The organism is Roseofilum halophilum BLCC-M91, from assembly GCF_030068445.1.
Classification (GTDB): Bacteria; Cyanobacteriota; Cyanobacteriia; order Cyanobacteriales; family Desertifilaceae; genus Roseofilum; species Roseofilum halophilum.
This window is the reverse complement of the sequence record NZ_JAQPOK010000150.1, coordinates 16,861-39,692: the sequence shown is the minus strand read 5'-3', so window position 1 is coordinate 39,692 and position 22,832 is coordinate 16,861. Positions and strand designations below refer to the sequence as shown.

General features: G+C 46.9%; 25 protein-coding genes. 10 read left to right on the top strand and 15 right to left on the bottom strand.

The features are described 5' to 3' along the window. Positions 1–12 precede the first annotated feature (12 nt). Positions 13–1,341: a M16 family metallopeptidase gene (locus tag PJF56_RS19475; protein ID WP_283764376.1), complete on the top strand. Its 1,329-nt coding sequence runs from the start codon at positions 13–15 to the stop codon at positions 1,339–1,341. A gap of 319 nt (positions 1,342–1,660) precedes the next feature. Here the strand turns inward: PJF56_RS19475 and PJF56_RS19470 are convergent, their stop codons facing one another. Together PJF56_RS19470 and PJF56_RS19465 are read right to left on the bottom strand one after the other, a co-directional pair. Further along, positions 1,661–1,954, bottom strand: coding sequence for a DUF433 domain-containing protein (locus PJF56_RS19470; RefSeq protein ID WP_283764375.1), 294 nt, complete (start codon positions 1,952–1,954; stop codon positions 1,661–1,663). A gap of 344 nt (positions 1,955–2,298) precedes the next feature. Then, the gene (locus PJF56_RS19465) at positions 2,299–3,168 is read right to left on the bottom strand and encodes a hypothetical protein (RefSeq protein ID WP_283764374.1); all 870 of its coding nucleotides are present in this window, start codon (positions 3,166–3,168) and stop codon (positions 2,299–2,301) included. 283 nt (positions 3,169–3,451) lie between these two features. Here PJF56_RS19465 and PJF56_RS19460 point away from each other — a divergent pair, with 283 nt between their 5' ends. Both PJF56_RS19460 and PJF56_RS19455 read left to right on the top strand, forming a co-directional pair. Beyond that, complete coding sequence (locus PJF56_RS19460; RefSeq protein WP_283764373.1) at positions 3,452–3,607, top strand: hypothetical protein; 156 nt, start codon at positions 3,452–3,454, stop codon at positions 3,605–3,607. A gap of 50 nt (positions 3,608–3,657) precedes the next feature. Next, positions 3,658–4,959 (top strand): M16 family metallopeptidase, encoded by a 1,302-nt coding sequence (locus PJF56_RS19455; protein ID WP_283764372.1) that lies wholly within the window; start codon positions 3,658–3,660, stop codon positions 4,957–4,959. A gap of 257 nt (positions 4,960–5,216) precedes the next feature. On the opposite strand, the gene PJF56_RS19450 is transcribed toward PJF56_RS19455, so the two are convergent. Continuing rightward, complete coding sequence (locus PJF56_RS19450) at positions 5,217–6,974, bottom strand: sensor histidine kinase (RefSeq protein ID WP_283764371.1); 1,758 nt, start codon at positions 6,972–6,974, stop codon at positions 5,217–5,219. 325 nt (positions 6,975–7,299) lie between these two features. On the opposite strand from PJF56_RS19450, the gene mutY reads away from it, so the two are divergent. Further along, a complete protein-coding gene (gene mutY / locus PJF56_RS19445) occupies positions 7,300–8,424 on the top strand; it encodes an A/G-specific adenine glycosylase (RefSeq protein WP_347179591.1) in 1,125 nt (374 codons plus the stop codon). A 95-nt stretch (positions 8,425–8,519) separates the two neighbouring features. Here mutY and PJF56_RS19440 read toward each other — a convergent pair whose 3' ends face one another. The 3 genes from PJF56_RS19440 to PJF56_RS19430 all read right to left on the bottom strand — a co-directional run bounded on the left by PJF56_RS19440 (position 8,520) and on the right by PJF56_RS19430 (position 11,872). Beyond that, on the bottom strand, positions 8,520–9,842 hold the full coding sequence (locus PJF56_RS19440) for an anthranilate synthase component I family protein (RefSeq protein ID WP_283764369.1): 1,323 nt from the start codon (positions 9,840–9,842) through the stop codon (positions 8,520–8,522). Between the two features lie 109 nt (positions 9,843–9,951). Further along, entirely contained in the window at positions 9,952–10,944 is a 993-nt protein-coding gene (locus PJF56_RS19435; protein ID WP_283764368.1) for a pentapeptide repeat-containing protein, read from the bottom strand. Positions 10,945–11,017: 73 nt separating this feature from the next. Then, complete coding sequence (locus PJF56_RS19430; RefSeq protein WP_283764367.1) at positions 11,018–11,872, bottom strand: hypothetical protein; 855 nt, start codon at positions 11,870–11,872, stop codon at positions 11,018–11,020. Between the two features lie 186 nt (positions 11,873–12,058). Here PJF56_RS19430 and PJF56_RS19425 point away from each other — a divergent pair, with 186 nt between their 5' ends. The 3 genes from PJF56_RS19425 to PJF56_RS19415 are packed head-to-tail and all read left to right on the top strand — an operon-like array spanning position 12,059 to position 13,514. Next, entirely contained in the window at positions 12,059–12,979 is a 921-nt protein-coding gene (locus PJF56_RS19425; protein ID WP_283764366.1) for a histone deacetylase family protein, read from the top strand. Between the two features lie 11 nt (positions 12,980–12,990). Then, a complete protein-coding gene (locus PJF56_RS19420; RefSeq protein ID WP_283764365.1) occupies positions 12,991–13,320 on the top strand; it encodes a Uma2 family endonuclease in 330 nt (109 codons plus the stop codon). A gap of 14 nt (positions 13,321–13,334) precedes the next feature. Beyond that, positions 13,335–13,514 (top strand): hypothetical protein, encoded by a 180-nt coding sequence (locus tag PJF56_RS19415; RefSeq protein WP_283764364.1) that lies wholly within the window; start codon positions 13,335–13,337, stop codon positions 13,512–13,514. Between the two features lie 45 nt (positions 13,515–13,559). On the opposite strand, the gene PJF56_RS19410 is transcribed toward PJF56_RS19415, so the two are convergent. The 6 genes from PJF56_RS19410 to PJF56_RS19385 form a co-directional block, all read right to left on the bottom strand. Beyond that, positions 13,560–14,240: an HAS-barrel domain-containing protein gene (locus tag PJF56_RS19410; protein WP_283764363.1), complete on the bottom strand. Its 681-nt coding sequence runs from the start codon at positions 14,238–14,240 to the stop codon at positions 13,560–13,562. An 8-nt stretch (positions 14,241–14,248) separates the two neighbouring features. Continuing rightward, positions 14,249–15,046: a Uma2 family endonuclease gene (locus PJF56_RS19405; protein ID WP_283764362.1), complete on the bottom strand. Its 798-nt coding sequence runs from the start codon at positions 15,044–15,046 to the stop codon at positions 14,249–14,251. Between the two features lie 284 nt (positions 15,047–15,330). Next, positions 15,331–15,516, bottom strand: a complete 186-nt coding sequence (locus PJF56_RS19400) for an NAD(P)H dehydrogenase subunit NdhS (RefSeq protein WP_283764361.1) — start codon at positions 15,514–15,516, stop codon at positions 15,331–15,333. Between the two features lie 30 nt (positions 15,517–15,546). Beyond that, entirely contained in the window at positions 15,547–16,818 is a 1,272-nt protein-coding gene (rodA, locus tag PJF56_RS19395) for a rod shape-determining protein RodA (protein WP_283764360.1), read from the bottom strand. 95 nt (positions 16,819–16,913) lie between these two features. Further along, entirely contained in the window at positions 16,914–17,993 is a 1,080-nt protein-coding gene (locus tag PJF56_RS19390) for an Mrp/NBP35 family ATP-binding protein (RefSeq protein WP_283764359.1), read from the bottom strand. A 92-nt stretch (positions 17,994–18,085) separates the two neighbouring features. Then, positions 18,086–18,610 carry an SRPBCC family protein gene (locus PJF56_RS19385; RefSeq protein ID WP_283764358.1) on the bottom strand — a complete coding sequence of 175 codons (525 nt, stop codon included), beginning with the start codon at positions 18,608–18,610 and terminating at the stop codon, positions 18,086–18,088. Between the two features lie 359 nt (positions 18,611–18,969). Here PJF56_RS19385 and PJF56_RS19380 point away from each other — a divergent pair, with 359 nt between their 5' ends. Both PJF56_RS19380 and psb29 read left to right on the top strand, forming a co-directional pair. Further along, the gene (locus PJF56_RS19380; RefSeq protein WP_283764357.1) at positions 18,970–19,326 is read left to right on the top strand and encodes an STAS domain-containing protein; all 357 of its coding nucleotides are present in this window, start codon (positions 18,970–18,972) and stop codon (positions 19,324–19,326) included. A 178-nt stretch (positions 19,327–19,504) separates the two neighbouring features. Then, a complete protein-coding gene (gene psb29 / locus PJF56_RS19375) occupies positions 19,505–20,251 on the top strand; it encodes a photosystem II biogenesis protein Psp29 (RefSeq protein WP_283764356.1) in 747 nt (248 codons plus the stop codon). 444 nt (positions 20,252–20,695) lie between these two features. Here psb29 and PJF56_RS19370 read toward each other — a convergent pair whose 3' ends face one another. Next, positions 20,696–21,100: a pre-16S rRNA-processing nuclease YqgF gene (locus PJF56_RS19370; protein WP_283764355.1), complete on the bottom strand. Its 405-nt coding sequence runs from the start codon at positions 21,098–21,100 to the stop codon at positions 20,696–20,698. Positions 21,101–21,112: 12 nt separating this feature from the next. Continuing rightward, the gene (locus PJF56_RS19365) at positions 21,113–21,961 is read right to left on the bottom strand and encodes an alpha/beta fold hydrolase (RefSeq protein WP_283764354.1); all 849 of its coding nucleotides are present in this window, start codon (positions 21,959–21,961) and stop codon (positions 21,113–21,115) included. Between the two features lie 202 nt (positions 21,962–22,163). Here PJF56_RS19365 and gifA point away from each other — a divergent pair, with 202 nt between their 5' ends. After that, entirely contained in the window at positions 22,164–22,364 is a 201-nt protein-coding gene (gene gifA, locus PJF56_RS19360) for a glutamine synthetase inactivation factor IF7A (RefSeq protein ID WP_283764353.1), read from the top strand. A gap of 133 nt (positions 22,365–22,497) precedes the next feature. Here the strand turns inward: gifA and PJF56_RS19355 are convergent, their stop codons facing one another. Beyond that, positions 22,498–22,644, bottom strand: a complete 147-nt coding sequence (locus PJF56_RS19355) for a hypothetical protein (RefSeq protein WP_283764352.1) — start codon at positions 22,642–22,644, stop codon at positions 22,498–22,500. Between the last annotated feature and the right edge of the window lie 188 nt (positions 22,645–22,832).

Genomic DNA, 22,832 nt, shown 5'->3' with positions numbered 1-22,832 from the left:
ACTGTCAAACCCTTGGCAAAATTATTATCTTTCCCCCATTTTCCAGCTCGTACCCTAAAACTCGACAGTGGCTTAACTCTAATCCATCAACAAATGTCAGCCACTCCGGCAGTGGCTGCGGATGTGTGGGTGAGAGCCGGGGCAATGCATGAACCGGAAGAACTGCCAGGATTGGCCCATTTTCTAGAACATATGGTGTTCAAAGGAACCGATCAGATCGGGCCGGGAATATTCGATCGCGTGATTGAAAATCGGGGTGGAGTCAGTAACGCGGCTACCAGCTATGATTATGCCCATTTCTACATCAATACGGCGGTTCCTCACCTGGCGGATACCCTGCCCTATTTAGCCCAAATTTTACTCTATCCGGCGATTCCGAAAGAGGAATTTCTGCAAGAGCGAGAAGTAGTGATGTCAGAAATAAGACAAACTCAAGACGATCCAGACTGGTTAGGGTTTTCCTCCTTGTTGGAACATTTATATCCCGATCATCCCTATGGTCGCTCCGTACTAGGGACACAAAGGCAAGTCCTAACCCATACACCAGAACAAATGCAGGCATTTCATCACCACTGTTATCAACCGGAGAATATGACCGTGGTGTTAGTAGGAGATATTAGTGAAACTCAGGCCATTGATTTAGTCAGTCAAAGTTTTGTCCATTTTGAAGATCCACCGAGGGAAAGGAACGGGAGAGAAAATGGTCAACATCAGCAGCGATGGGGAGCATCATTACCCCACCAACTCCCCTCCAAAACACCCCCTATTTTTCCTCTAGAAACCATTCGCAGAAAGGAATTAAAGTATCCTCGTTTAGAAGAAGCTCGGTTAATGATGGCCTGGTTAGGGCCCGGAGTCGATCGCCTCAGCGATGCTTATGCTTTAGACTTAATTTCTGTACTCTTGGCCAGTGGACGCACCTCCCGTCTCGTGAGAGAATTACAAGAAGAACAGGGTTTAGTTTATGGGATTAGCAGTAGTTTTTCTCTGCAACAGGATTCTAGCCTGTTTACGATTACCGCTTGGCTAGAGCCGAAATATCTCGACGATGTAGAATCAGTCATTCAAAATCGCCTGGAGACCCTACGCACGACCCCCATTTTGGAGAGTGAACTGCGATCGTGCCAGCGTCAACTGTGTAATGATTATGCCTTCTCTACGGAAACTCCCAGTCAATTGGCCGGATTGTATGGGTATTACAATACCGTAGCCGAAGCTAGGCAAGCCGTGAGTTATCCCTATCGCATTCAAGCTTTGACTCCTGAAGAAATTCAGCGTGTGGCTGGAAAATATTTACACCCCGATCGCTATGTGGTCACCCGGCTAAAACCCCTGTGGTGAGCTAACCTTGTAGGGGTTGCCTTGAACTTCGATCTAGTATACCCCTCTCCTTTTTGTCTTTATATAGCAAACCTAAATGAGTTACAGAGCTTCGCGCTGTTATGGGTAATGGGTAATGGGTAATGGGTAATGGGTAATGGGTAATGGGTAATGGGAAAACCATTTTTTACGCTATGCGTGCCCATTCTTCAGGCTTTTCATGGGACAACACTCTCAAGGAACATTTGGATTACTGTACCTCATAACATCGAAAAACGCTGTAACCCTTCCCTCAAGGCCGAATCCATACTATCCTCATCCAGATAAAGACGAATCACACTCATACTTTTCTCTGTTGATAGTGCTGTTGGGCCAACTGAGTATAGGCATCTTGTTCTGCCTGCAAATCCCCATCCATCGCTTCCCGATTAGCATGATAATAAGTCAGAGCCGCATACACTTGAGTCAACGTCAAATGATCCAATCGTCGCCCAATTTCCTCCGCGCCATATCCTTGATTGTACAGAGCCGCCACGCGACGCACCGAGGTTCCAGTCCCCGCAATAATCGGCCGCCCAGAACGCAGTTTAGGATCGGTTGTAATCAGAGAATCGATATTAATTGAACTAACCAATGGTCTTACCTCCTGGTTGAAAATACTTTATCCAATTTAGTCAAAGGTTGGCAGGGTATGCTTGTAGGATTTGAATCATTTTGCTTATCCTCCTGCCCACCCTACGATAATTTGCTCATTGTTAATTGATCCAATTTAGCCCAACAGTTGGGGGGGGCGGGTTCAGCAAAGTTATCGATAGGTATCCTAGATTTGGGTATAACCCGCCCCTACCCCTGGCATTTGCCCCTCATCCCCCAACCCTCCTTCGGCTACGCTCAGGACGGCGCTTCTCCCGCAGGCGCTGTCCTGAGCGAAGTCGAAGGGAGAAGGGGAGAAAAGTCCCTCTCCCGTGGGAGAGGGATTTAGGGAGAGGGCATATCCACCACCGTATAGCGGCGATAAAATCCTTGCCATTCCACCCTTTGCAATGTCTCCCACACCTCGACCATTTGCGCTCCCGTTAATTCCGGTATTTCGTCCTCTGGAAAATCCGAAAACGGCCAACCGTCGCGCAAAACAATCGCCAAAAATTCTGCCTCTCCAGAATCAAAGTAAATACCCGGCCACTTAGCATTTTTGGGCATGGTTTCGACTGCCTGCGATACCTCATACTCTTTGCAAACACCCAAGGAGGGACAAAGGGAGTAAGTCCCATCGGTTGACTGATTTAATAATAGTAAATACCTGGGAAAGGGTACTTGTAATTGGAGTTGATATCCCCAATCGGCGATTAATTCTGTTGGGGGTTCTTGGGGTGCGCCACGGGGTCGCCGGATGTCGTCTGCGTTAAGTGGCATACACTCTAACCATCCGTTGTTTAAGACCACTTTTTCGTGTTTCTGCAACTTCCCAAACATCCACCGAGGAAAGGCTTTATCCCATAGCCAATGATAACAAATTTGCCAGGGCGAAACATCCGGCGCACCAGCTTTCTTGGGCTGCAACTCTTCAAGGTTAACCCCATCAAGTTTCATTTGTTCGCCAAGCGTCTTCTTGATTTTCTTGATCACTTCCCCAATAGTAACGTTGATGTTAGCCAGCTCAAAACCACCGTTTAAGTCATCTTTAATCTGACAAGCAATGGTTGGATGTTCCTTGTTCACATTATCGGGATGCCAGCGATGCCAGAAGCAAAGTTTCTGGGCTTCACTATTGCGGTTATGGGTGAAAAGTTGTTGCTTCGTGTACAAGAGAAATTGTTCTTGCAAGGTCTGCGGTTGGGAATTGACCATGGTTTTGCCCTACCATGCTGTACTTATTTTTCTACTATAGCAGGTTAAGTTGGCATTTGAAAAGAGGGTTTTGGCGAGTTTTATTTTGTTTTATTTCTCTATATTTTGGCTTATTCTTGTTGATTTTAAGCGGATTATGAGAGGCGGTGCGTTACGCTTCGCTAACGCACCCTACGGGGGTTGGGGGGGAGTTTGGGCGATTTATTTTTCTGTATTTTCTGAGCATTCTCTTATAAAAAATAGAGGAGTAAAACGGGAGTATGAGCGTAGGAAATTGATGATTATGAGTTCTCAAAAACGACAACAAAAGATTGTACTTTTGATTTCTGAATTGGTGCTTCCCAATTTGGTGGGGTTTATCTTAGATGCTTCGTTGGGCTTTAGCCTGAGCGCGATCGTTGTGTTGTATCATATTTGGAAGGAGTGCGATCGCCCTTGACCACGCTGCTTACACCTTACCGATTACCAGCGCGAAGCGCTATGACCATCATGACGGCTAGTCTTCTCTGCTCACTCCAATCGAATCAGACCCATCGCTTACAACTGACCAATGGTATTGTGCTGTTAGTGGTGGAAAACCCCATCACTGATATTGTTTCAAGTCGTTGGTTTTTGCGCTCTGGGTGTAGTTGCGATCCTCCAGAAAAAGCAGGTATCGCTAACTTGGTCTCTTCCTTGCTCACCAAAGGAACACCGAACTTTTCATGGTCAGACATTGCCGAGCAAATTGAGTCAGTTGGGGCAAGTTGTGGTGCAGATGCAGCAGCCGATTATTTTCTCATGAGTCTGAAAACTGTCTCTGGGGATTTTGTGCCTTTGTTTAAGTTAGTGGCTGAGTTGATGCGATCGCCCACTTTTCCCCTAGAGCAAATACAATTAGAAAAACGCCTGGTTCTACAAAGCATTCGCCAATCCCAAGAACAGCCCTTTTCTTTAGCCTTCAAAGGCTTGCGCGAAGCCATGTATGGGGATCATCCCTACGGAAAATCGCCCCTCGGAACCCTAGAAACAGTAGAAACCATTACCCAAAACGACCTACAAGCCTTTCATCAAGCCTATTTTCGTCCTGATAACTTGGTGATTAGCATCTGCGGACGGATTACGGTATCTGAGGCTGTGTCCTTAGTGGAGGATATCTTAGGGGATTGGCAAGCGCCAGAAAAGCCGATTCCTCAAGCGCCTTTTCCCCAGTTCAATCTCGATCGCCGATTTGGGCTATCTCCTATCATTCAACCCCAGGAAACCCAACAATCCATTGTCATGGTCGGCTATCCTGGAGCGCCGGTCAAGAGTCCAGATTATCCCGTGTTGAAATTGCTCAATACTTACTTAGGTAATGGCTTATCGAGCCGCTTGTTTGTGGAATTGCGGGAAAAACGGGGATTAGCCTATGATGTTTCTGCCTTTTATCCCACTCGTCAAGATTTGTCCCAGTTTGTGGTATATATGGGAACAGCTCCCAGCAATACAGACATTGCAATTCATTCCCTACAAGAAGAAGTCGAGCGTCTGAGTCAAATGTCCCTAACCCTGGAAGAATTGACGACTAATAAAAATAAACTCCTGGGACAGTATGCGTTAGGTAAACAAACTAACTCTCAGATTGCCCACATTCTGGGATGGTATGAAACTATTGGGTTAGGCATTGAATTTGATAGCCACTTCCAAGAAGCCATTGCACAGGTGAGTATTGAGCAAGCCCAGGACATTTCCCAAACCTATCTTACCTCTGGCTGCCTGTCGATTGTCGGCCCCCAAGAAGTCGTCGGTGAAAGGCAACCGGGTTTCTAGGTTGACAACGACGGGATATAGCCATTGGCGCGGCACAACTGTGCCGCGCGTTTCATGTCTGCGAAGCAGAAAGCGCTATATCTTACGGATGAAGAGCGATCGTGGTTTTACGAGGATTCTCTGCTGTTGTGCTGAGGATGGTGATGTCTAGACAATGGGTAATGCGATCGCGAAGATTGTTCCTATGCCTTGCTCTGAACTGCATTCGATCGAGCCACCATGCTTCTCCGTGATGATTTGATGCGCGGTAAGCGAAGCTATGCCGTAAGGCTTTTCGCCATCCCCAAACCGGTTCCTTTGCCAACTTCTTTGGTGGTAAACCCCTGCTCAAACATTCGTTCGATCGTTTCCAGTTTCATTCCACAGGCATTGTCTTGGATCTGAATTTGCACCTGTTTATCAACCACTGAAGTGGTAATCGTAATCATATTAGGATTAGCTTTAATCTCCTCGAAGGTTTTGCCTTGATTCGCCTCCTCAAAGGCATCAATGGCATTGGCCAAGATGTTCATAAACACCTGATTTAACTGACCTGGAAAACATTGCACTTCCGGTAGCTCACCATAGTTCTTGACAACTTCAACTGCTGGCCGCTTTTCATTGCCCTTGGTTCGATGCGTAAGGATTAGTAGTGTGCTATCAATGCCTTCATGGATATTAAATGCTGTCTTATGGTCTCGATCCTGACGAGAGAAGATACGCAAACCATCACTGATATTGCGAATGCGGTCTACTCCTACATTCATTGAGTTGATAATCTTGGGTAAATCTTTCCGCACAAATTCTAAATCAATCTCTTCAATCTCATCTTCAATATCTGTATCAGGGTTAGGCATTTTTTCTTGATACAAATCAATCAGTCCGAGTAGATCCTTTATATAGTTTTGGGCGGGTTGAATATTCCCTTTTAGGAACCCCACTGGGTTATTGATCTCATGGGCAATGCCTGCCACTAATTGACCCAGGCTCGACATTTTTTCGGCTTGCACTAAATGGATTTGAGTTTGCTTGAGTTCTTCAAATGCTGTTGTTTTGGCAAGCACCTCTTTCTCTAACTCATCAGCATCCGTAACCCGTCCAATCAGAGGACGCAACACGAAAACCAAACCAAATGTGGCGATCGTGCTGACCCCAAAGACTGCCAGACCGACAAAAATCAAATCTCGGTTCACCGCACCATACAGTTCCTGGCGCTCCATCTGCACTGCAATGGCCCAGTCCGTATTCGGCAAGGTCCCAAAGGCAATGACCTGACCGTCGTAATGTTCAATTCCCGTTGTATCTTGGGCGATCGCATCTTTGAGTACAGAAACCAAGGGTTCTGGCAGCACCTGCGAACCGTTTCGCAAGGGAAAGAACAACGCTAAGGTGTCCCCCTTCTCTTGGGCCAAGAGCATCTCGCCCGTCTCCCCCAGTCCGCTAGATTCCGCAACGAGCCTCTCCATGTTGAGCATCCTAAACACAGCAATATCCCGGCCAATCCGCTCTTGCTGCTCAGAAAAAATGGGGCTACTCACCAAGAGATGGGGGTGATTATCAATCGTGAGCGGGCCAACTGTGATGGACTCATCCGTTTCCCCTTGGAGAATGTCTGAGAGGCCCAGAGGAGAGTCAACGCCGACATGAACCAGAAGTTGGTTGGTGCGATCGAAGCGACTAACCCCCACCAATGACTTGCTTTGATCGATCGCATCTTCTAGATCGAACAAACTCAGTTCCTGCAACTCAGTCAAGCTTGCCTCGCCCCGAACGTAGTCAGAAAGTATCCGTCGGGCAAAGGTACGGCTCGTGACCTGTTCGGCAACCTGAATCTTGCCTTGCCGCACCTGTTCAGCCGCTAAGGTTCGGTTACTCAGTTTAGCCTGGAGGTCTTTCTCCTGAGCGGTTTTCAGCTTGTTGTAGAGGGGAATGACACTGACCAATGCCACCACTAAACTGACGCAAAAAACCCCTGCCGTAGAATAACGGCTCAGGTTGCGTTGTAAACGGTTTGAAGAGTTTGAGGGACTGTTCACCAAGCTTGTTTGATTCGGGTTATTTCCAATCTATTCAGGGTAAACGCAATAAAATCACCCCAAAAAACTGCTATTGGGGATCGTGCCATAGAAAGGAGTTCCGTGCGATTCGGACTGAAAATCCTCTTGTCAAAAGATTATTCCCTTGTAGACTCCCCAAGTCTGGTCACATCTTGCACGGAGTTTCAGACCCAAAATTCTGATGATACGTCCTATCCTATTGTAAACGATTATGGCCGGCCACACCGGAAGGGCGTTGCTCTAGAGCCAATTTTTCTGGTAAGGTTCACTCAAGTCAAGTTTTCAGCAGCTTCAGGTGTCTTCAATTTCTCCATCCCCACAAACGCCTTGGACGCTTCCTGAGCCTGCTGTTCTGGAGTCCCTGAGAGCGGCTCTACTGCACTGGTATGATGATGCGGGTCGGGTCTTACCTTGGCGAAAAGAGCAAGACCCTTACCGGATTTGGATTTCCGAGATTATGCTCCAGCAAACCCAAGTGAAGACGGTTTTATCCTATTACGATCGCTGGTTGCAAGCTTTTCCGACCCTAGAAACCTTAGCCCAAGCTGACCTCCAACAGGTGCTAAAACTCTGGGAAGGATTGGGTTATTATAGCCGGGCGCGAAATCTCCATCGAGCAGCCCAGCAAGTGATGGCAGAGCATCAGGGCATTTTTCCTCAACAGTTAGAACAAGTCTTAAGCTTACCGGGTATTGGCCGCACCACGGCTGGGGGCATTCTCAGCGCTGCCTTTAATCAACCCATTTCTATATTAGATGGCAATGTGAAACGCATCTTCGCTAGACTCACAACCCTACCGAAGCCCCCAGGGAAAGCTCAGAAACAGCTTTGGCAATTATCGGATGCTATGGTGGATCGGGAGAATCCCAGAGACTTTAATCAAGCGCTGATGGACTTAGGAGCAACAATTTGTACTCCGAGAGCGCCAAAGTGCGATCGCTGTCCCTGGATGTCCCATTGTCTCGCCTATCAAACTCGAACCCCTACCTATTGGCCCATGCGTGAAACTCCCCCTGTTCGGCCCCACAAAACCATCGGTGTTGCCGTCATCTGGAATCATCAAGGACAACTGCTCATCGACCGTCGCTTAGATAAAGGATTACTCGGCGGTTTGTGGGAATTCCCTGGTGGCAAACTCGAACCGGGGGAAACCCTACCAGAGTGTATTAAACGGGAAATTCAAGAAGAACTGGCCATAGATATAGAAGTGGGGGATCATCTGATTACCATTGACCATGCCTATACCCATTTTCGAGTAACTTTAAATGTCTATAATTGTCGTTACTGTTCGGGTACACCTCAAGCCATAGAATGTCAAGAAATTCGTTGGGTGACCTTAGAAGAATTAGATCAATTTCCCTTTCCTAAAGCTAATCTGAAAATCATTCAAGCCCTACGCGATCGGGGAGTTCCCCAATTGGGGGGATAGGGTGTTTACAATACAGCGCTTTTCGATGTTATAGCGCGAAGCGCTGTAAAGGGGCCAAATGCAAGGCGTGATGAGTTGAGTAGAAGATGGAGAGTTCAAGATTCCAAAACTAAATTGGTTAACATTGTATTCATTTTATTCACGGATTCAATATACTCATTTTCGGCAATAGATTCGGCCATAATTCCCGCGCCAGCATTGAGATAAATCCATTCTCCATATTGATAGGCTGACCGAATGGGAATGGCTAAATCCACCTCTTCTTGAGAATTAATCCAGCCGATCGCCCCCGCATAAATACCTCGTGGCTCGGTTTCCAGACGATCGATCCAGGCGATCGCCACCTCCTTCTCTATTCCCGAAACCGTCACCCCCGGAAACAACACCTTCAGCGCATCCCAGAGAGATTGATTAGAGCGCAATTGACCTTGAACTTGGGACGATAAATGCTGCACCCATTGATACTGCTTCACCTGCATAAAATCCACCACTTTCACCGTCCCCGGCGTGCAAACCTTCTGCATTTCATCCTGCACCAACCAAATGGAAAGGGCATGTTCTTTAACTTCCTTCGCATCCGCAAATAACTGGCGTTTGAGTCGTTCATCCGCTTCTGGAGTGTCTCCCCTCGGACGAGTTCCCGCTACGGGATTGGTCATTAAATTCCGTCCTTTTAAGCGATCGTGGGATAATTGCATCAAAATTTCTGGACTAAACCCCACCGTTCTGATCCCAGGAAGGTGCAACCCATAGGAACGAAGCGCCTGATGCTGTTGATTTCCCAGGATGTAGGTTCCTAAAACATCTAAATTGCCCTTGAGTTTCACGGAGCGAGACAGAATCGCCTTATGTAATTCCCCTTGATGAATCGCCCCTTGCAAGGCTTCTACCTGAGTTTGATAACGATCTCGATCGCTAAACTCGAGTTCAGGAGTGGTCGAACGTTGAGGTTTTAACCCTCCTGACTCCTGTAATAACGTACAGACGGGTTCCGGAGAGTCCAAAGTACGCACCAGAATCTGATCGGGTTGAATAATGACTTCCGTCGCGGGCACAAAAAAATACAGTAGGGGGCTGGCGATCGCCTTCCGATACGGATAATAATAGCGAACACAATCAAAACTCACATAACCATAAGCCGTCCACTGCTCCAGAGGCATTGAAGCTAACGCCTGTTCCACCTGCTTAAACGGGTCATCCCCAGGAAAATATCGATCCTCAACCAGCCCTTGAAGCGTCACTTGCTGGAGATCCACCGAAACGGCGATCGCCCGATTACCCGCAAACCGTACCACTTCCCCACTCTGATACACACCGTATTCAGAAAAGAGCCTAGACTCAATTAACGTCTGTAATACACCTAATGGTTCCCTCTGACCGGGGAGTAACACTTCATTGTAAGTCCAGGTTCTGCCCATGTTTTGTAAAAGACAGCGAGGGATAAGAGGGAACAGTGCCGCAATAGGCCCTTTCGATTCTCCCATCTATCGCCAACTCTGGTCAATTTAATTTAACCGGGTCTTTTCATCAACGGTTAATCGAACCATCCGGCAACGTTGCTCCCCGCAACGTTGCCCCCATCAAATTAGCACTACTCAACTCCGCATTAAACAAATTCGCCTCCGATAAATTCGCCCCACTCAAATCCGCTCGTCCCAAATAAGCATCAATCAATTCGACTTGCTTCAACATCGCATTGCGGAACGTTACCCGACTCAAATCCGCCCGATTCAAACGGGCCATCGTTAAATCCGACTCATCCAGATTCACCCGATTCATCTTCGCATCCGCCAACAGAGCGCCCTGCAAATTCACCCGCATTAAATCCGCATCAATCAAATTCACCCGTTCCATCTTCGCATCGGTCAAATTGGCATAACGTAAATTTGCTTGACTGAGCAGAGCTTCCGTAAAAAAGGCTCCGTGCAAATTTGCCCCCTGTAAATTTGCCCCCGTTAAATCTGCATCTCGCAACGTGGCCTCACTTAAATTGGCCTCACTGAGATCCACCTTAGACAAATCCGCCCCCGACAAATTCACCCCCCGTAAATCTGCCCGATGCAAGGTCGTTCCCCGCAAAAAAGACATATAAGACCGGCGCTCTTCCCGTAAATTTGCCCCCCTCAAACAAGCCCCCGTTAAATTCGCCCCACTTAAATCTGCCCCTCGCAAATCCACTTCCATTAAATTGGCATCCACCAAATTCGCCAAGGTTAAATCCGTCATCCGCAGATCGGCTTTTTGCAACGTTGTGCCATGTAAATCCGCATCATGTAACTTTGCCGAAGTCATACTGGCTTGGGTTAAATTCGCGCCTCCCAATTGAGTTCCCATTAAATTCGCCCGATTTAAGTTAGCTCGGTTGAGATAGGCAAACATTAAGTTGGCTCCTTGTAAATCTGCTTGATACAAGTAAATACCAATCAAATCTGCTCCTCTCAAATTGGCGCGATTGAGCTTTGCACCCGCAAATTTTTGTTCTCCGGCTTCATAGCGCTTAATCAGTTCCTGAGCGTTCATATGTCCTCTTCATGCCCTTGATGGATAGTTGGCCAATCATGCCCATAATAGATTTTGCTAATATATTTTGCCCCTAGGAAGGCAATATACGACGAGTTGATTCGGATTCCTTATCGCTAGAATTAGAGGAATTTTGAACCATTGTACCCGTTAATTTCTCAGGATTACGGTCAGCCTTTGCTCGATGTACAGCATCTTCCATTCCCGGTTCCCAATCTTGATAAAACCGCCCCATACATTGGAGGATAGCTCCGGCTGCTTGATTACATTCTGTGGGGTCTTCTTGGACGTTGTTGGCCGTAGTACAAAGACACTCTTCTAATTGGGCAAAGGTTTCACACTGTTCGTAGATGCGATAGAGCAAGCTATCGAGGTTTTCGGTTTTCAGGTTCACCCAATCTTGTTCTTGTAAACGGGATTTTTGGTGTAAGGCAGAAAATAAGAGGATTTTAGCTCGGAGGGGATTGGTATATCGTACCACTTCTAAACGGAGATTGAAGGGGTCATAACCGGTGCGAATTTGAGTGTTTACCGGGGGGTCAACAACGGGAGCAGAACTGGGTACAGGTTCATTAGAGGCGAGGGTAATATGGGTTGGGGGAGCAGTGTAGACTTGGGTGGCTTCTTCTGTATCCTGATAGCCTTTGCCTAAGATCAGAATAATACTGTTGGCGATCGCCTGATATTCTTGTTTTTTGTTCAGGGTACTCGCAATCCGTTGTAGGGCTTCACTGAGATCGTCTAGGGTAGGATATTTATCAATCACTGATTCCAGGAGCGCCTGTAAAGACACGGCTTTTAAGCGTTTGGCATCATTTTCCCAAATATCTTGCCAGGCACAGACTAACATTTTTTTCATCCGCAGGGATTCGGGATGACGTTCGATTGCGTTGGTGATTTGCGGTAGAGCAGAGGATAAAGAAAGCATGATTAGCCAATGTCGTGTTCTGTTGGGTTGCGAGAGTAATGGCGGGTAGAGAAAATCCCGTAATTCCCCAGAAGGGGGTTGGCTTTTATTTTAATACCAGTTGCTTCTACTGCATCGATCCTTTAGAAAAGCTTACAAATTGGGTTATGGAGACTAAATTAAGGAGTTGAGAAATTAGGAGTTTTTATGTTATTTCCAGTTATTTATTCTGAGGAATTTTTGCGCCATGATACGGGACGACATCCGGAGAGAGCGGAGCGTCTTCAGGCGATCGCCGATCGCCTCAAATCCAGTCCATGGTCTGCATCTCTCGATTGGCAAACCCCCACTCCGATAGAGGTGCGTCCAGCTTTACCCTGGATAGAACAGGTACATACCCACGATCATATTCAACGGGTGCGAGAAATTGCCCAAAAAGGAGGGGGGTTACTCGATGGTGATACCCCGGTTTCGGCTCAAAGTTATGACGTGGCACTATTGGCAGTCAATGGTTGGATCGATGGTGTAGAGCAGGTTTTGGCAACAGGCAATCCGGCATTTGTGTTGGCACGTCCTCCAGGACATCATGCAGAAGCTGAACGGGGGATGGGGTTTTGTTTGTTTTCTAATGCGGCGATCGCCGCTCACTATGCTTTAGCACAACCGGGAGTCGAGCGAGTCGCTATTCTAGATTGGGATGTCCATCATGGCAATGGCACTCAGGCGATCGTTCAACATCATCGGCAAATTGCCTATTGTTCTCTCCATCAGTTTCCCTTTTATCCCGGAACCGGTAGAGCCACAGAGCGGGGAGAGTATAAAAATGTTTTAAATATTCCTTTACCTCCAGGCTCTGGAATATCTGAGTATTGGCCCCCTTTTGAGAGTCAAGCCATCCCCTTTTTAGAGCAGTTTAACCCCGATTTGTTGATTGTCAGTGCTGGTTATGATGCCACGAAAGACGATCCTTTAGCGAGTATGCATTTGGTTCCCGATGATTATGGCACATTCACCCAAGCTTGTTTACAACTTACCTCCAAAATTCTGTTTGGCTTGGAAGGAGGTTATAATTTATCAAGTTTATCCGAGTCAGTGATGGCAACGATCGCCGCTTGTTTGCAAAAATAGCATGAAATCTTATGAAAGTTACCGTTGATATTCCAGCGAGCGCCCTCTCTCAGTTAGTGGCTCCCACTCTAACGGAGCCGCGCATTACTTTGAACAATATTTCTTGGCAACAGTATGAAACTCTGTTGACAACGCTCTCTTCCTCCCGCAATTTGCGCCTGAGTTACAATAAAGGATTATTAGAAATCATGGCAACTTCTTCGCAACATGAAAGGATTAAAAGTCTCATTAGAAGACTTCTGGAAACGTATGCTTGGGTGGAAAATCTCGATTTTTATAGCTATGGTTCGACCACATTTCGTAATCAAGCTGCTGCTAGGGGTTTAGAAGCTGATGGTTAGGAGTTGGAGAAGTTTTGTTTTGGCAAGATGACCGTTTTATTCTCTATCAATTGGTGAATTCTACTACAGGCTATCAAGAAATTGAACACAGCCAACTATTACCCAATTTAGACCTCGATCTCCTCTGTCAATTTATCGATCCAGAACAGGAACCGCAAATGGTTCGCGCCTATCATCAAGCCTTACAAAGTTAATTGTTAATTGTTAATTGTTAATTGTTAATTGTTAATTGTTAATTGTTAATTGATATAAACTTGGCTGAGAATATAGCGTAGGCGATCGTAATCATCCTTGAGCAAAAGACTCAAATTTCGCCCCGCTTGCACTAACCAAGATTGTTCCGTATGGCGCAGTTGGTAAATATTTCTTAGGGTAGCGGCAATCAGCGCATCAACCGGTGTTCCGGGAATTTCCAGTAAAATCCGAATAAAGTCAAATTCCTCACTAAAGCGAATCACTTCATCGGGATGACATTGATAAACCGCTTGGTGAATTTGGGGGGGACGGGGGGGTAAATGCTGGTAAATTCTAGAGCGAGAATTCCGGGATTCAACAGTTTCAAATCCGACGATCGCCGCTCGAAACTCGGTTTTCAGCATGGCGAAAATTTGCGGTTGCTCCGATCGCAGTTGTTCTAGGGAGAGTCCCAAGGCTCTAGCGCGATGGATCGAATCAATGGGGGTAGTCGTAGCATGATAAACCACCGCATACACCCAGTAACCGCCATCGGTTACTGGGGAAGTTTCTGGAGTGACACCGAGCGATCGCACAAAGGAACCAAACGCTGGCATCATCGGAAAACTGAGATCTTCGGGTTCCAGACATTGGGCTAAAAACTCCGATGTTGCCGTTTCGATCACCTCAGCGATGTGGTTTTGGGGGCGATCGTTGATGGAAGTTTGAGTTAAGGGTAAGCGCATGAGGATGACTAAGACAGAGAATCGGGATCTACATTGAGTTGTTGAAGCTTTTCGCGTAATTTTTGTAACTCTAACTCCGCTTGGTCTGCACGTTGTTGTTGGCGATCGCATTCCGACTCAGCTTGCTCGGCTCGTTGCCGTTCTTGCTCTGCCCGCTCACTTGGTGTCGGTATCCACGCCCCATCTCGATCGTAGAAGCGCAACCATCGCCCTTCTACTCCCTCGTACACCCCTTGCCATAACCCTAATCCTAGACCTAATGGTTCGAGCCAGACTTTCTCCTCTGATAACTCCAGCCTTTCGTACCTTCCAGAGTTAAGGACAAACACCCGCAACTGATTCTGATAGCGATCGTAAATCACATAATAGGGAACCTGTAAAATTTTCTCGTAGACTTCCCATTTGGTTGGCGGCTTTTTCTCTTTGCGTTCTGTGCGTCCTAAGTCTTCATCTTCCGTTCCTGGAGACGCTAACTCAATCACCAAAAACGGACTGATTTGCTCTTGCCAGATCACATAACTCAGACGTAACTCTTGTTGGTTGTGACTACGCTTGGCTCCCAAAACTACAAACCAATCCGGGCGTTTGTACCAGAGGGTATGCTGGCTGTCATAGTAGAGATTAAGATCGCTGGCAATAAAATAGTCTTCCTCAGAGTAGTGGGGAGATTGACAAGTTTGAGTTAATAAATCCGGTTGGTAATCGTGAAACTCATCAGGCAATCCAGGTTCCTCCGGATCTTCACTGGGTAAATCATACATCGTTGGCAGGGATTTCTGCTTGGGATAGGGATACAGTTGAATCATGGCTTTACAGAGAACTGCTTATGGGGAGTGAAAAACAAGCCAGTAGTGAACTGACAAGCTTAATTTTGTAGTGCCTTGACCGCTCTAAAATCAGTGCATTAGATCCTGGGGAGTGCGATCATCTTGCTCGCTAGGGCACACAACAGCAAGCAAGATGATCGCACTACAAAGATGGCTTTAACACGGTCAAGGCAGTAGTGCCGTAAAACAGCTAAAATGGGGCATTATCGATGGATGAGGGTATGGGTTTATTCTTCCCAAGTACCCATTACCAGCGCAAAGCACTACTTTGTCGTCGTGGGGTCATCAATTTCCAACTCTGAAAGTCGGAAGGTAACCAACTTATCCCAATTTCCTCCCTCAAACAGTACCGCAGCCTTGCCATCGGTTACCCGTTGTACTTGGCCAGTAAAGCCATAATAGGTATCCCCAGTATTTTTTACTCGTACTGCTACACCTGGTAATATCATCCTTTTTTACCTCAATTTATAAAATATCCATTAAAACTTTAGCCGATGTCGGTGGTTTGCGACCGCTTCCACCAAGCCGATCGCCAAAAAATTTGTCAGCAGAGCCGATCGCCCATAACTCATCCAGGGTAGAGGAATTCCAGTTACCGGAGCAAGGCCAATCGTCATACCAATATTCACCATCACCTGGAACACAATCATCGATAATACCCCGATCGCCAGCAAGGAACCGAAATTATCCTTAGCATTTTGGGCAATCATCACCAACCGCAAACAGATTAACCAGAACACCACCAACAGGATAGCCGCGCCAATAAATCCCAGCTCCTCACCGACAGCAGAAAAGATAAAATCCGTATGTTGTTCGGGAATAAAATGCAGTTGGGTTTGGGTTCCCTGATGTAATCCTGTGCCATGGAGTTGTCCGGAACCAATGGCAATCCGGGATTGAATTAAATGATATCCTCCCCCTAGGGGGTCTTTTTCAGGATTGATAAATAGGATTAACCGGTCTTTTTGGTAATCCTTGAGCAGTCCCCAAAAGACTTCTCCTAAAAACCCGAAGGCTGTCGTCAGAGCAAGAGTAACCCCAGCTCCCATGCGCGGCCAAGGGAGAGTAGTCCAGGCTAAGAGAACCAGTAAACCAGCCCAAGCAAACCAGGCCGGAAGGTAGATATTAAATAGAATCGCCGAGACTAGGGGAGAGATCAGTAAAATCAACCAACCCGGATTTGTATTGGCCCAGTAAAGCATTCCCAAGGCGATCGCCCCAAATACTAAAGACGTTCCTAAGTCCGGTTGCAGAAACACCAAAGCCCAGGGGACAGCTACAATACCCAGGGTTTTGAACAAGCTCGATAGGGTGGAAGCTCCCTTACTGTGCAAGAGAGAAGCTAAGGTAATAATCACCCCCAATTTAGCAAATTCAGAGGGTTGAATATTAAAACCCCCAATCGTAATCCATCGTTGCGCCCCTAAAGCCGTTGTCCCTACAAAAATCACCGCTAATAGGGAAAGGTTAGTAATCCCATAAATAATCCATTGCCACTGGATGAGTTGCTGGTAGCGCCAACGGGAAATAAATAGGGCTAGAATGCAACCCATTCCCCCAATAATCCAATGTTGCACCCAATCGGTGTATTCGAGATTAAGCTGGGTTGAGCGAATCACGATCCCACCAAACAGGGTAAGTCCCACCACCAAGATCAGCAGGAACCAATCTAAGTTTTTCCAACTACTGAGTAAGGAAAACCAGTGAATTCTAGAAACAGCATTGGGCGAGTGAAATAGAGATCTACGCATAAAAATGGGTAATGGGTAATGGGTAATGGGTAATAGGGACAAGTTAAGACTATTTTCCTATTCCCTATTCCCTATTACCTGGACAAAAGGATAATTTATCCGGCGAGGACGGCGACGGAGATTTTAGCGGCGATCGCCTTAGCTACCTCAACTAGAGCTTTAGCCGAGGCGGATTCAGGGTTGCTGACCACAATCGGCAAGCCTGAATCTCCACCTTCGCGTAAAGACATTTCTAGGGGAATACAACCGAGCAGGGAAATACCGAGTTCTTCTGAGGTTTTTGCGCCCCCTCCCGAACCAAAGATGTCATACTGGCGATCGGGCAGATCCGGGGGAATAAAATAACTCATATTTTCCACAATTCCCAGCACTGGAACCCCCATCTGTTCAAACATTTTCAGACCCTTGCGCGAGTCAAGAAGGGCAACATTTTGGGGTGTGGTGACAATTATGGCCCCCACCATGGGAACGGCTTGGGTGAGGGTTAATTGGGCATCTCCGGTTCCGGGAGGCATATCCACGATCAGATAATCCAACTCACCCCAGTCCACCTGATAGAGGAATTGGCGAATCACCCCATTGAGCATGGGGCCGCGCCAGACTACCGGTTGGTCTTTTTCAATCAAAAAGCCCATGGAAACCAGCTTCACGCCGTGATTAAAAGCAGGTTCTAGGACTTCTTGACCTCCTCTTTCTTGTACCATCACCTTAGCGGAGTCCAAGCCCAACATAGTCGGAGCATTGGGGCCATAGATATCAGCATCAATTAACCCTACTTTGGCCCCAGTTTGGGCTAAAGCGACAGCCACATTCACCGCGACCGTACTTTTGCCCACGCCCCCTTTCCCACTGGAGATAGCAATAATATTTTTCACCCCTTCAATGCCTTGGCGATCGGGTAAGCTATTCTTAGCTTGGGGCGTTTCTGCTGTCACCTCAATATTCACCGCTTGAACCCCTGGGATCTGTTTCACCGCTTTCGTACAGTCTTCCACAATAAATTCCCGCAGTGGACAAGCTGGAGTCGTCAGTACCAAGGTGAAATTCACATTGCCCTGAGTATCAATCTCAATCTGGCGAATCATATTCAGTTCCACCAAACTTTTCCGCAGTTCTGGGTCTTCCACAGGTCTCAGGACTTCCAAAACGGATTGGCGATCGAGGGTCAGATTCATAATGATTAGCTATTCGCTGTTGATAATTTCGGTGTTACTCATAAAATTTTAACGCTCTTGGGGAGTTCTCATGGGTTTTTATTCCCATGGACTCAAAATCCAAAATCCACCGAGTTTTCCGGGGGCGTTTTCTTTCCTGAACTTCCTTGGGCTGCCTTCTCTGCTGCCTTGGCCAGGGCTTCCGCCACTTTAGCCGTATAGGGACGAATAAACGACCAAATCACAGGGGAGAGCCATCCTCGCAGGGTAACAGAATAGGAGATCCGCGTTCCCCAAACGGTGGACTCGACTTGGTAGATGATCCGCTCTTCAATTCCGGGCATGGCAAGGATTCTAATGCTTAAGAGTTCCCTGGGTCTGACTCGTTCGACAAAAATGCGAATCGGAATCGGGCAAAACCTGGTTACAGCGCGAAAAATTAGTCCAGGTTTAGGGACTAAACCCCTGGGGACATTCGTTCGCGCTAAGAGGGGATGCCAAGAGACATCCGCGAAATCAACAACGGTTTGCCATAGATCATCGACTGACGCTGAACTAATGACACGATAGGTTTTGGCTAGGGTACAGCGAACTTTACGACTTTTGCGACCCAATAGCTTAGACAAAAAATCTGGCATTGTCTATTCAATACTCACGCTAAAAAATAATAGGGATGATTGACACGGTTTAGGTTTGAGCAGGATTAGGGGAGGGTTAATGTCAACTGGGAGTGGGTCATTCACGCTAGGTTAACATTGCCAGTGAGATCTGCGGATGATGGATTAAGAATTATTTCAGTTCAGAACGGTTTTTGTGTGTTAGAGCCATAGAGGTTGTACGGTTGTGCCCTAAAATGGGTGCAGAGGATCTCAATGTTGAGGGTTAAATCCAGAAAGTCTGATTGATTATGGGTCTAAGGCTTGTTCCAAGTCGATTGGAGATACTACAATCAACACCAGAAGTCCACAATTCCTATAGAGAAGGTAGACGAGCCAAAATGGAGCAAAGAACACACGAAACTGAAGATGGAACAACGGTGATAGTTTTAACGCCAACCGGACGTTTGGATATCACTACAGCCTGGCAATTTCGTTTGAAGCTACAGGAATGTATTTCCAAGCTCAGTAGGCATGTGGTGGTGAATCTGGGTCAAGTCAATTTTATTGATAGCTCAGGTCTAACCTCTTTGGTGGCTGGGATGCGAGATGCGGAGAAAGTCAAAGGCAGTTTTCGGATCTGTAATGTTCACCCAGAGGCCAAGTTGGTGTTTGAAGTGACGATGATGGATTCTGTATTTGAAATTTTTGAAACGGAAAATGATGCACTAGAAGGGGTTCCCAGAATACCTGGATAATTTTGGCCGAGAGCATCGTAAACAAGTTTTGCGGTCGGGAGAGGAGGCGGTGGGCTTGATTCAAGCAGCCGTCTTATGCTCCTAGTAACTGGGTTTCGATTCTGGTTTGTCTGAAAAGTCTTGGCAAAGTGACCTTTAGGGGCGAGAATGGGATGACCCACTCTTGATAATTGTAGCTGTGAATACTGTCCGCACTGTCTCAGATACCAAGCGAGCGTTTTATACTCATCACACCCGGCCGATCAATTCTATCTACCGCCGTGTGGTGGAGGAGTTGATGGTAGAGATGCATTTACTGTCGGTCAATGTGGACTTTGAGTATGACCCCATTTATGCTCTTGGGGTTGTTTCGTCCTTTGACCAGTTTATGGAGGGATATGTACCAGAGGCTGACAAAGCGTCTATTTTTACGGCTTTGTGTCAAGCGTTGGAGAGCGACGCGAATGTTTATCGTGCCGATGCTCAACAGGTGAAGGAACAGGTGAAGGATTGGTCTGGAGAGGCTTTGGTGGCTCTGCTGTCCGATCCGCATCAAGGTGATGGTGCGGATGCTCTGCGGGAGCGGTTGAAGGCGATCGCCAATAATCCTAAGTTTAAATATAGCCGTCTGTTTGCCATTGGTTTGTATACCCTAGTGTCTACGGTCGATCCCGAACGAGTGAACACTGAGGAGACTCGTAGCCAAGCTTTAGAAAAGATCGCCCAAGGGTTAGGGATCTCTGTGGAAAAACTGCTCAAGGATATTGAGCTGTATCGGTCGAATTTAGAGAAGCTCAAGCAAGCTCAGGCAGTGATGAAGGATATCTTGGAGGCTGAACGCAAAAAGCGCCAAGAGCAAATCTTAGAGAAGGATGCTTCTGCTGCTGCGTCTTCGTCTACTGAGGAAACTGAGCAAGCTACAGACGAATCTAGAAAAGAAGACTAAGTTGTAGATCCTCCAAACCCCCTTAAAAAGCAGGGGGGTTTCGGCTGTCGCTGACATGAAAGGGCGATCGCCAGAGTCGCGATACCTAATGTAGTTGCTGCGATCGAGGTTTGGGTAGAAATCCTGAGCATTATGGTTCCTCAAAACATGAATTTATCGTCAGAAGCAATTAAGGCCTCTATAAGGTACTCAGGTTTTAGGGGGTGTTTTTATGCCAAATCGAGTTCTTTGTAACAAAAATTCATGTTTTGTCTGAGGAGCAATTTCAGCTATGTTTCCTCAAGCCCTTTTTAGGATAGAGTTTTAGCGGATTTATCGATCGCGTCCAATCTGAAGTTTCGTAAAAATTTTCGGAGGGAGGGAGCGATCGCCCCCAACCGAGAAACCGGGTTTCTGAATCCAGATTTGGGTTGAGAGTCCAAAATTGTCGCACAAACCCGGTTTCTAGTATTTCTCGAACGAACCAAAATAGCGTTCAATCAGGATAATCGCCACAATATCATCGATGGGACGGGGGGGTTGGCGCATTCCTTGGGGAATCAGACGAGTTAAGCCTTTTGGGGGATACATTTGCCAGTAGCGATCGCGAGCTTCTAAGGTAGAATATCTCTCATCGACCTTGATAATCTCCACCGTTTCGGCAAACTCCGGTTTCAGTTTCGCTTCCCATGCTTTCGAGGTGGTTTGATTTCCCATCACCAAAACGGAAATCCCATATTGTTCGCACCATCGCTTTAAGGTGGCGATCGCCTGCTCGGAAGCAACCACCTCATGCTCGAATACCTGGCGATCTTCTCCCATCACCGCAATGCCGCACTTATCTTTACCCGGATCGAATCCCAGAATCATCAACTTTCAACTCTAGTCACTTTGTCTGCGTAGAAATGGAATCAGAGCCTCGCACACTTTTTCCGGCCAGTCTTCTTGAGCATAATGGCCAACTTCTTCTAAGGCAATAAATTCGGCTTGGGATACCCTAGAAATCGCTTCTTTAGCACTCGATTGTAACAACCAGGGATCGTTTTCTCCCCAAATGACTTGCAGGGGTTTTGACCATTGGGGGAGGGTGCTGCTAATTTCGGCTAAACTCGATTTCAGGTTCAGATTTCGCAAGGTTGCCAGCAGAGCGCGTCCAGCAGCCGAAGTTTCCAGAAAGGGACGACGATAAACATTGAGGTCTTTGTCATCGACTTGATAGGGCGATCCCCCTTCTAGGGTGCGATCGACAATCAGGGGATCTTGGGTCATCATTTCTCCGGCTAGGGGTAGGGTAAATTGCTGGATTTTCCAGGGTAATTTGGCACTGGCGCTCAGGGGCATGTTGATGAGGCTAAGGCGATGGATGCGATCGCCATTTTGCAGAGCATAGAGGAGTCCAGGAACACTGGTGTAGCCTTGCAGCACTAGGGAAACTTGCTCCAATTCTAGGCTATCAATGAGGTCTCCTAAAGCTTGAGCAAACGCTTCAGGAGTATAGGCAAAGTCCCGTTTTTCTGGCAGTGATGATTTCCCTGCACCGATCCAGTCGGGGGCGATCGCCCAAAACCCTTTTTCCGCTAAAGACGGCATAACCTCCCGCCAACTATAGCTTTGGGAAAGCAACCCATGGAGCAATAAAACCGGAGGTTTCTCAGTCGCTTGCATCGGTTGCGCTTCTCGATAAAACCACTCTAGGGAACCGACTTCGATTTGCTTCTCCTCTATAGACACGCTTTTCCTTAGCTCCGTTTTGTTTCACTGGGACGGGGTTAGCATACCGTGGTTTTTACCTCCCTGAACAGTCCCTGCTTCCTGAGTACAATCATTAACTTTTGTTAAAATTGCCCATTCTGTAGCAGTGACTACAAAAAAGTTTGCTATAGTTAGAACTGTAAGGAAAAAAACACTTAATTAAACAACTGGAGAAACAATTATGTTATCTACTAACGATCAAGCCCGCGCTTTAATGAACCGCCACCATCACCTCGTGAAAAACCGTCAACAGTCCATGCTCAACCGCTCCGCAGCCGAAGTTGGACTCGATCAAACTGGTGACTACTGGAATAACATCCAAGGGAAACCCGTTAGTGGAGCTAGTGACGCTTACGATCGCAGTGGTTCATCCATGAGCTAGTAGGGCAAGACATCATCTATACGACCCTATAGATAAAAACCATCGACATCACTAAATATTTGCCCTTTGTATTTCAACGACCCGCAGGACGTTTCTGAACCAGAAGCGTCCGTTGTTTTGTATATAGCTAGTCTCAATGAGTTGTGCAACTGGAAATGCCCTCTCCCTCAATCCCTACTTCTGCTCCCCTTCTCCCTTCGACTTCGCTCCCTTCGGCTACGCTCAGGGCAAGCAGGGCAGCGCCTGCGGGAGAAGGGGCTGGGGGATGAGGGGCAGCCATTACATAACTCATTTAGGTTTGCTATAGAGCTAAGTTCAATCCACCGATCGCCAGAGAAGAGAGATAAATTGTCAAGAATATGATAATTTAATAATCAATAATAGTTTGGGATGACTCATGACGATGGTTGAGTGTCTTGGATTTCCTTAAGAATAAGTAATTACACCCCCTGAACACAGGATTAAATT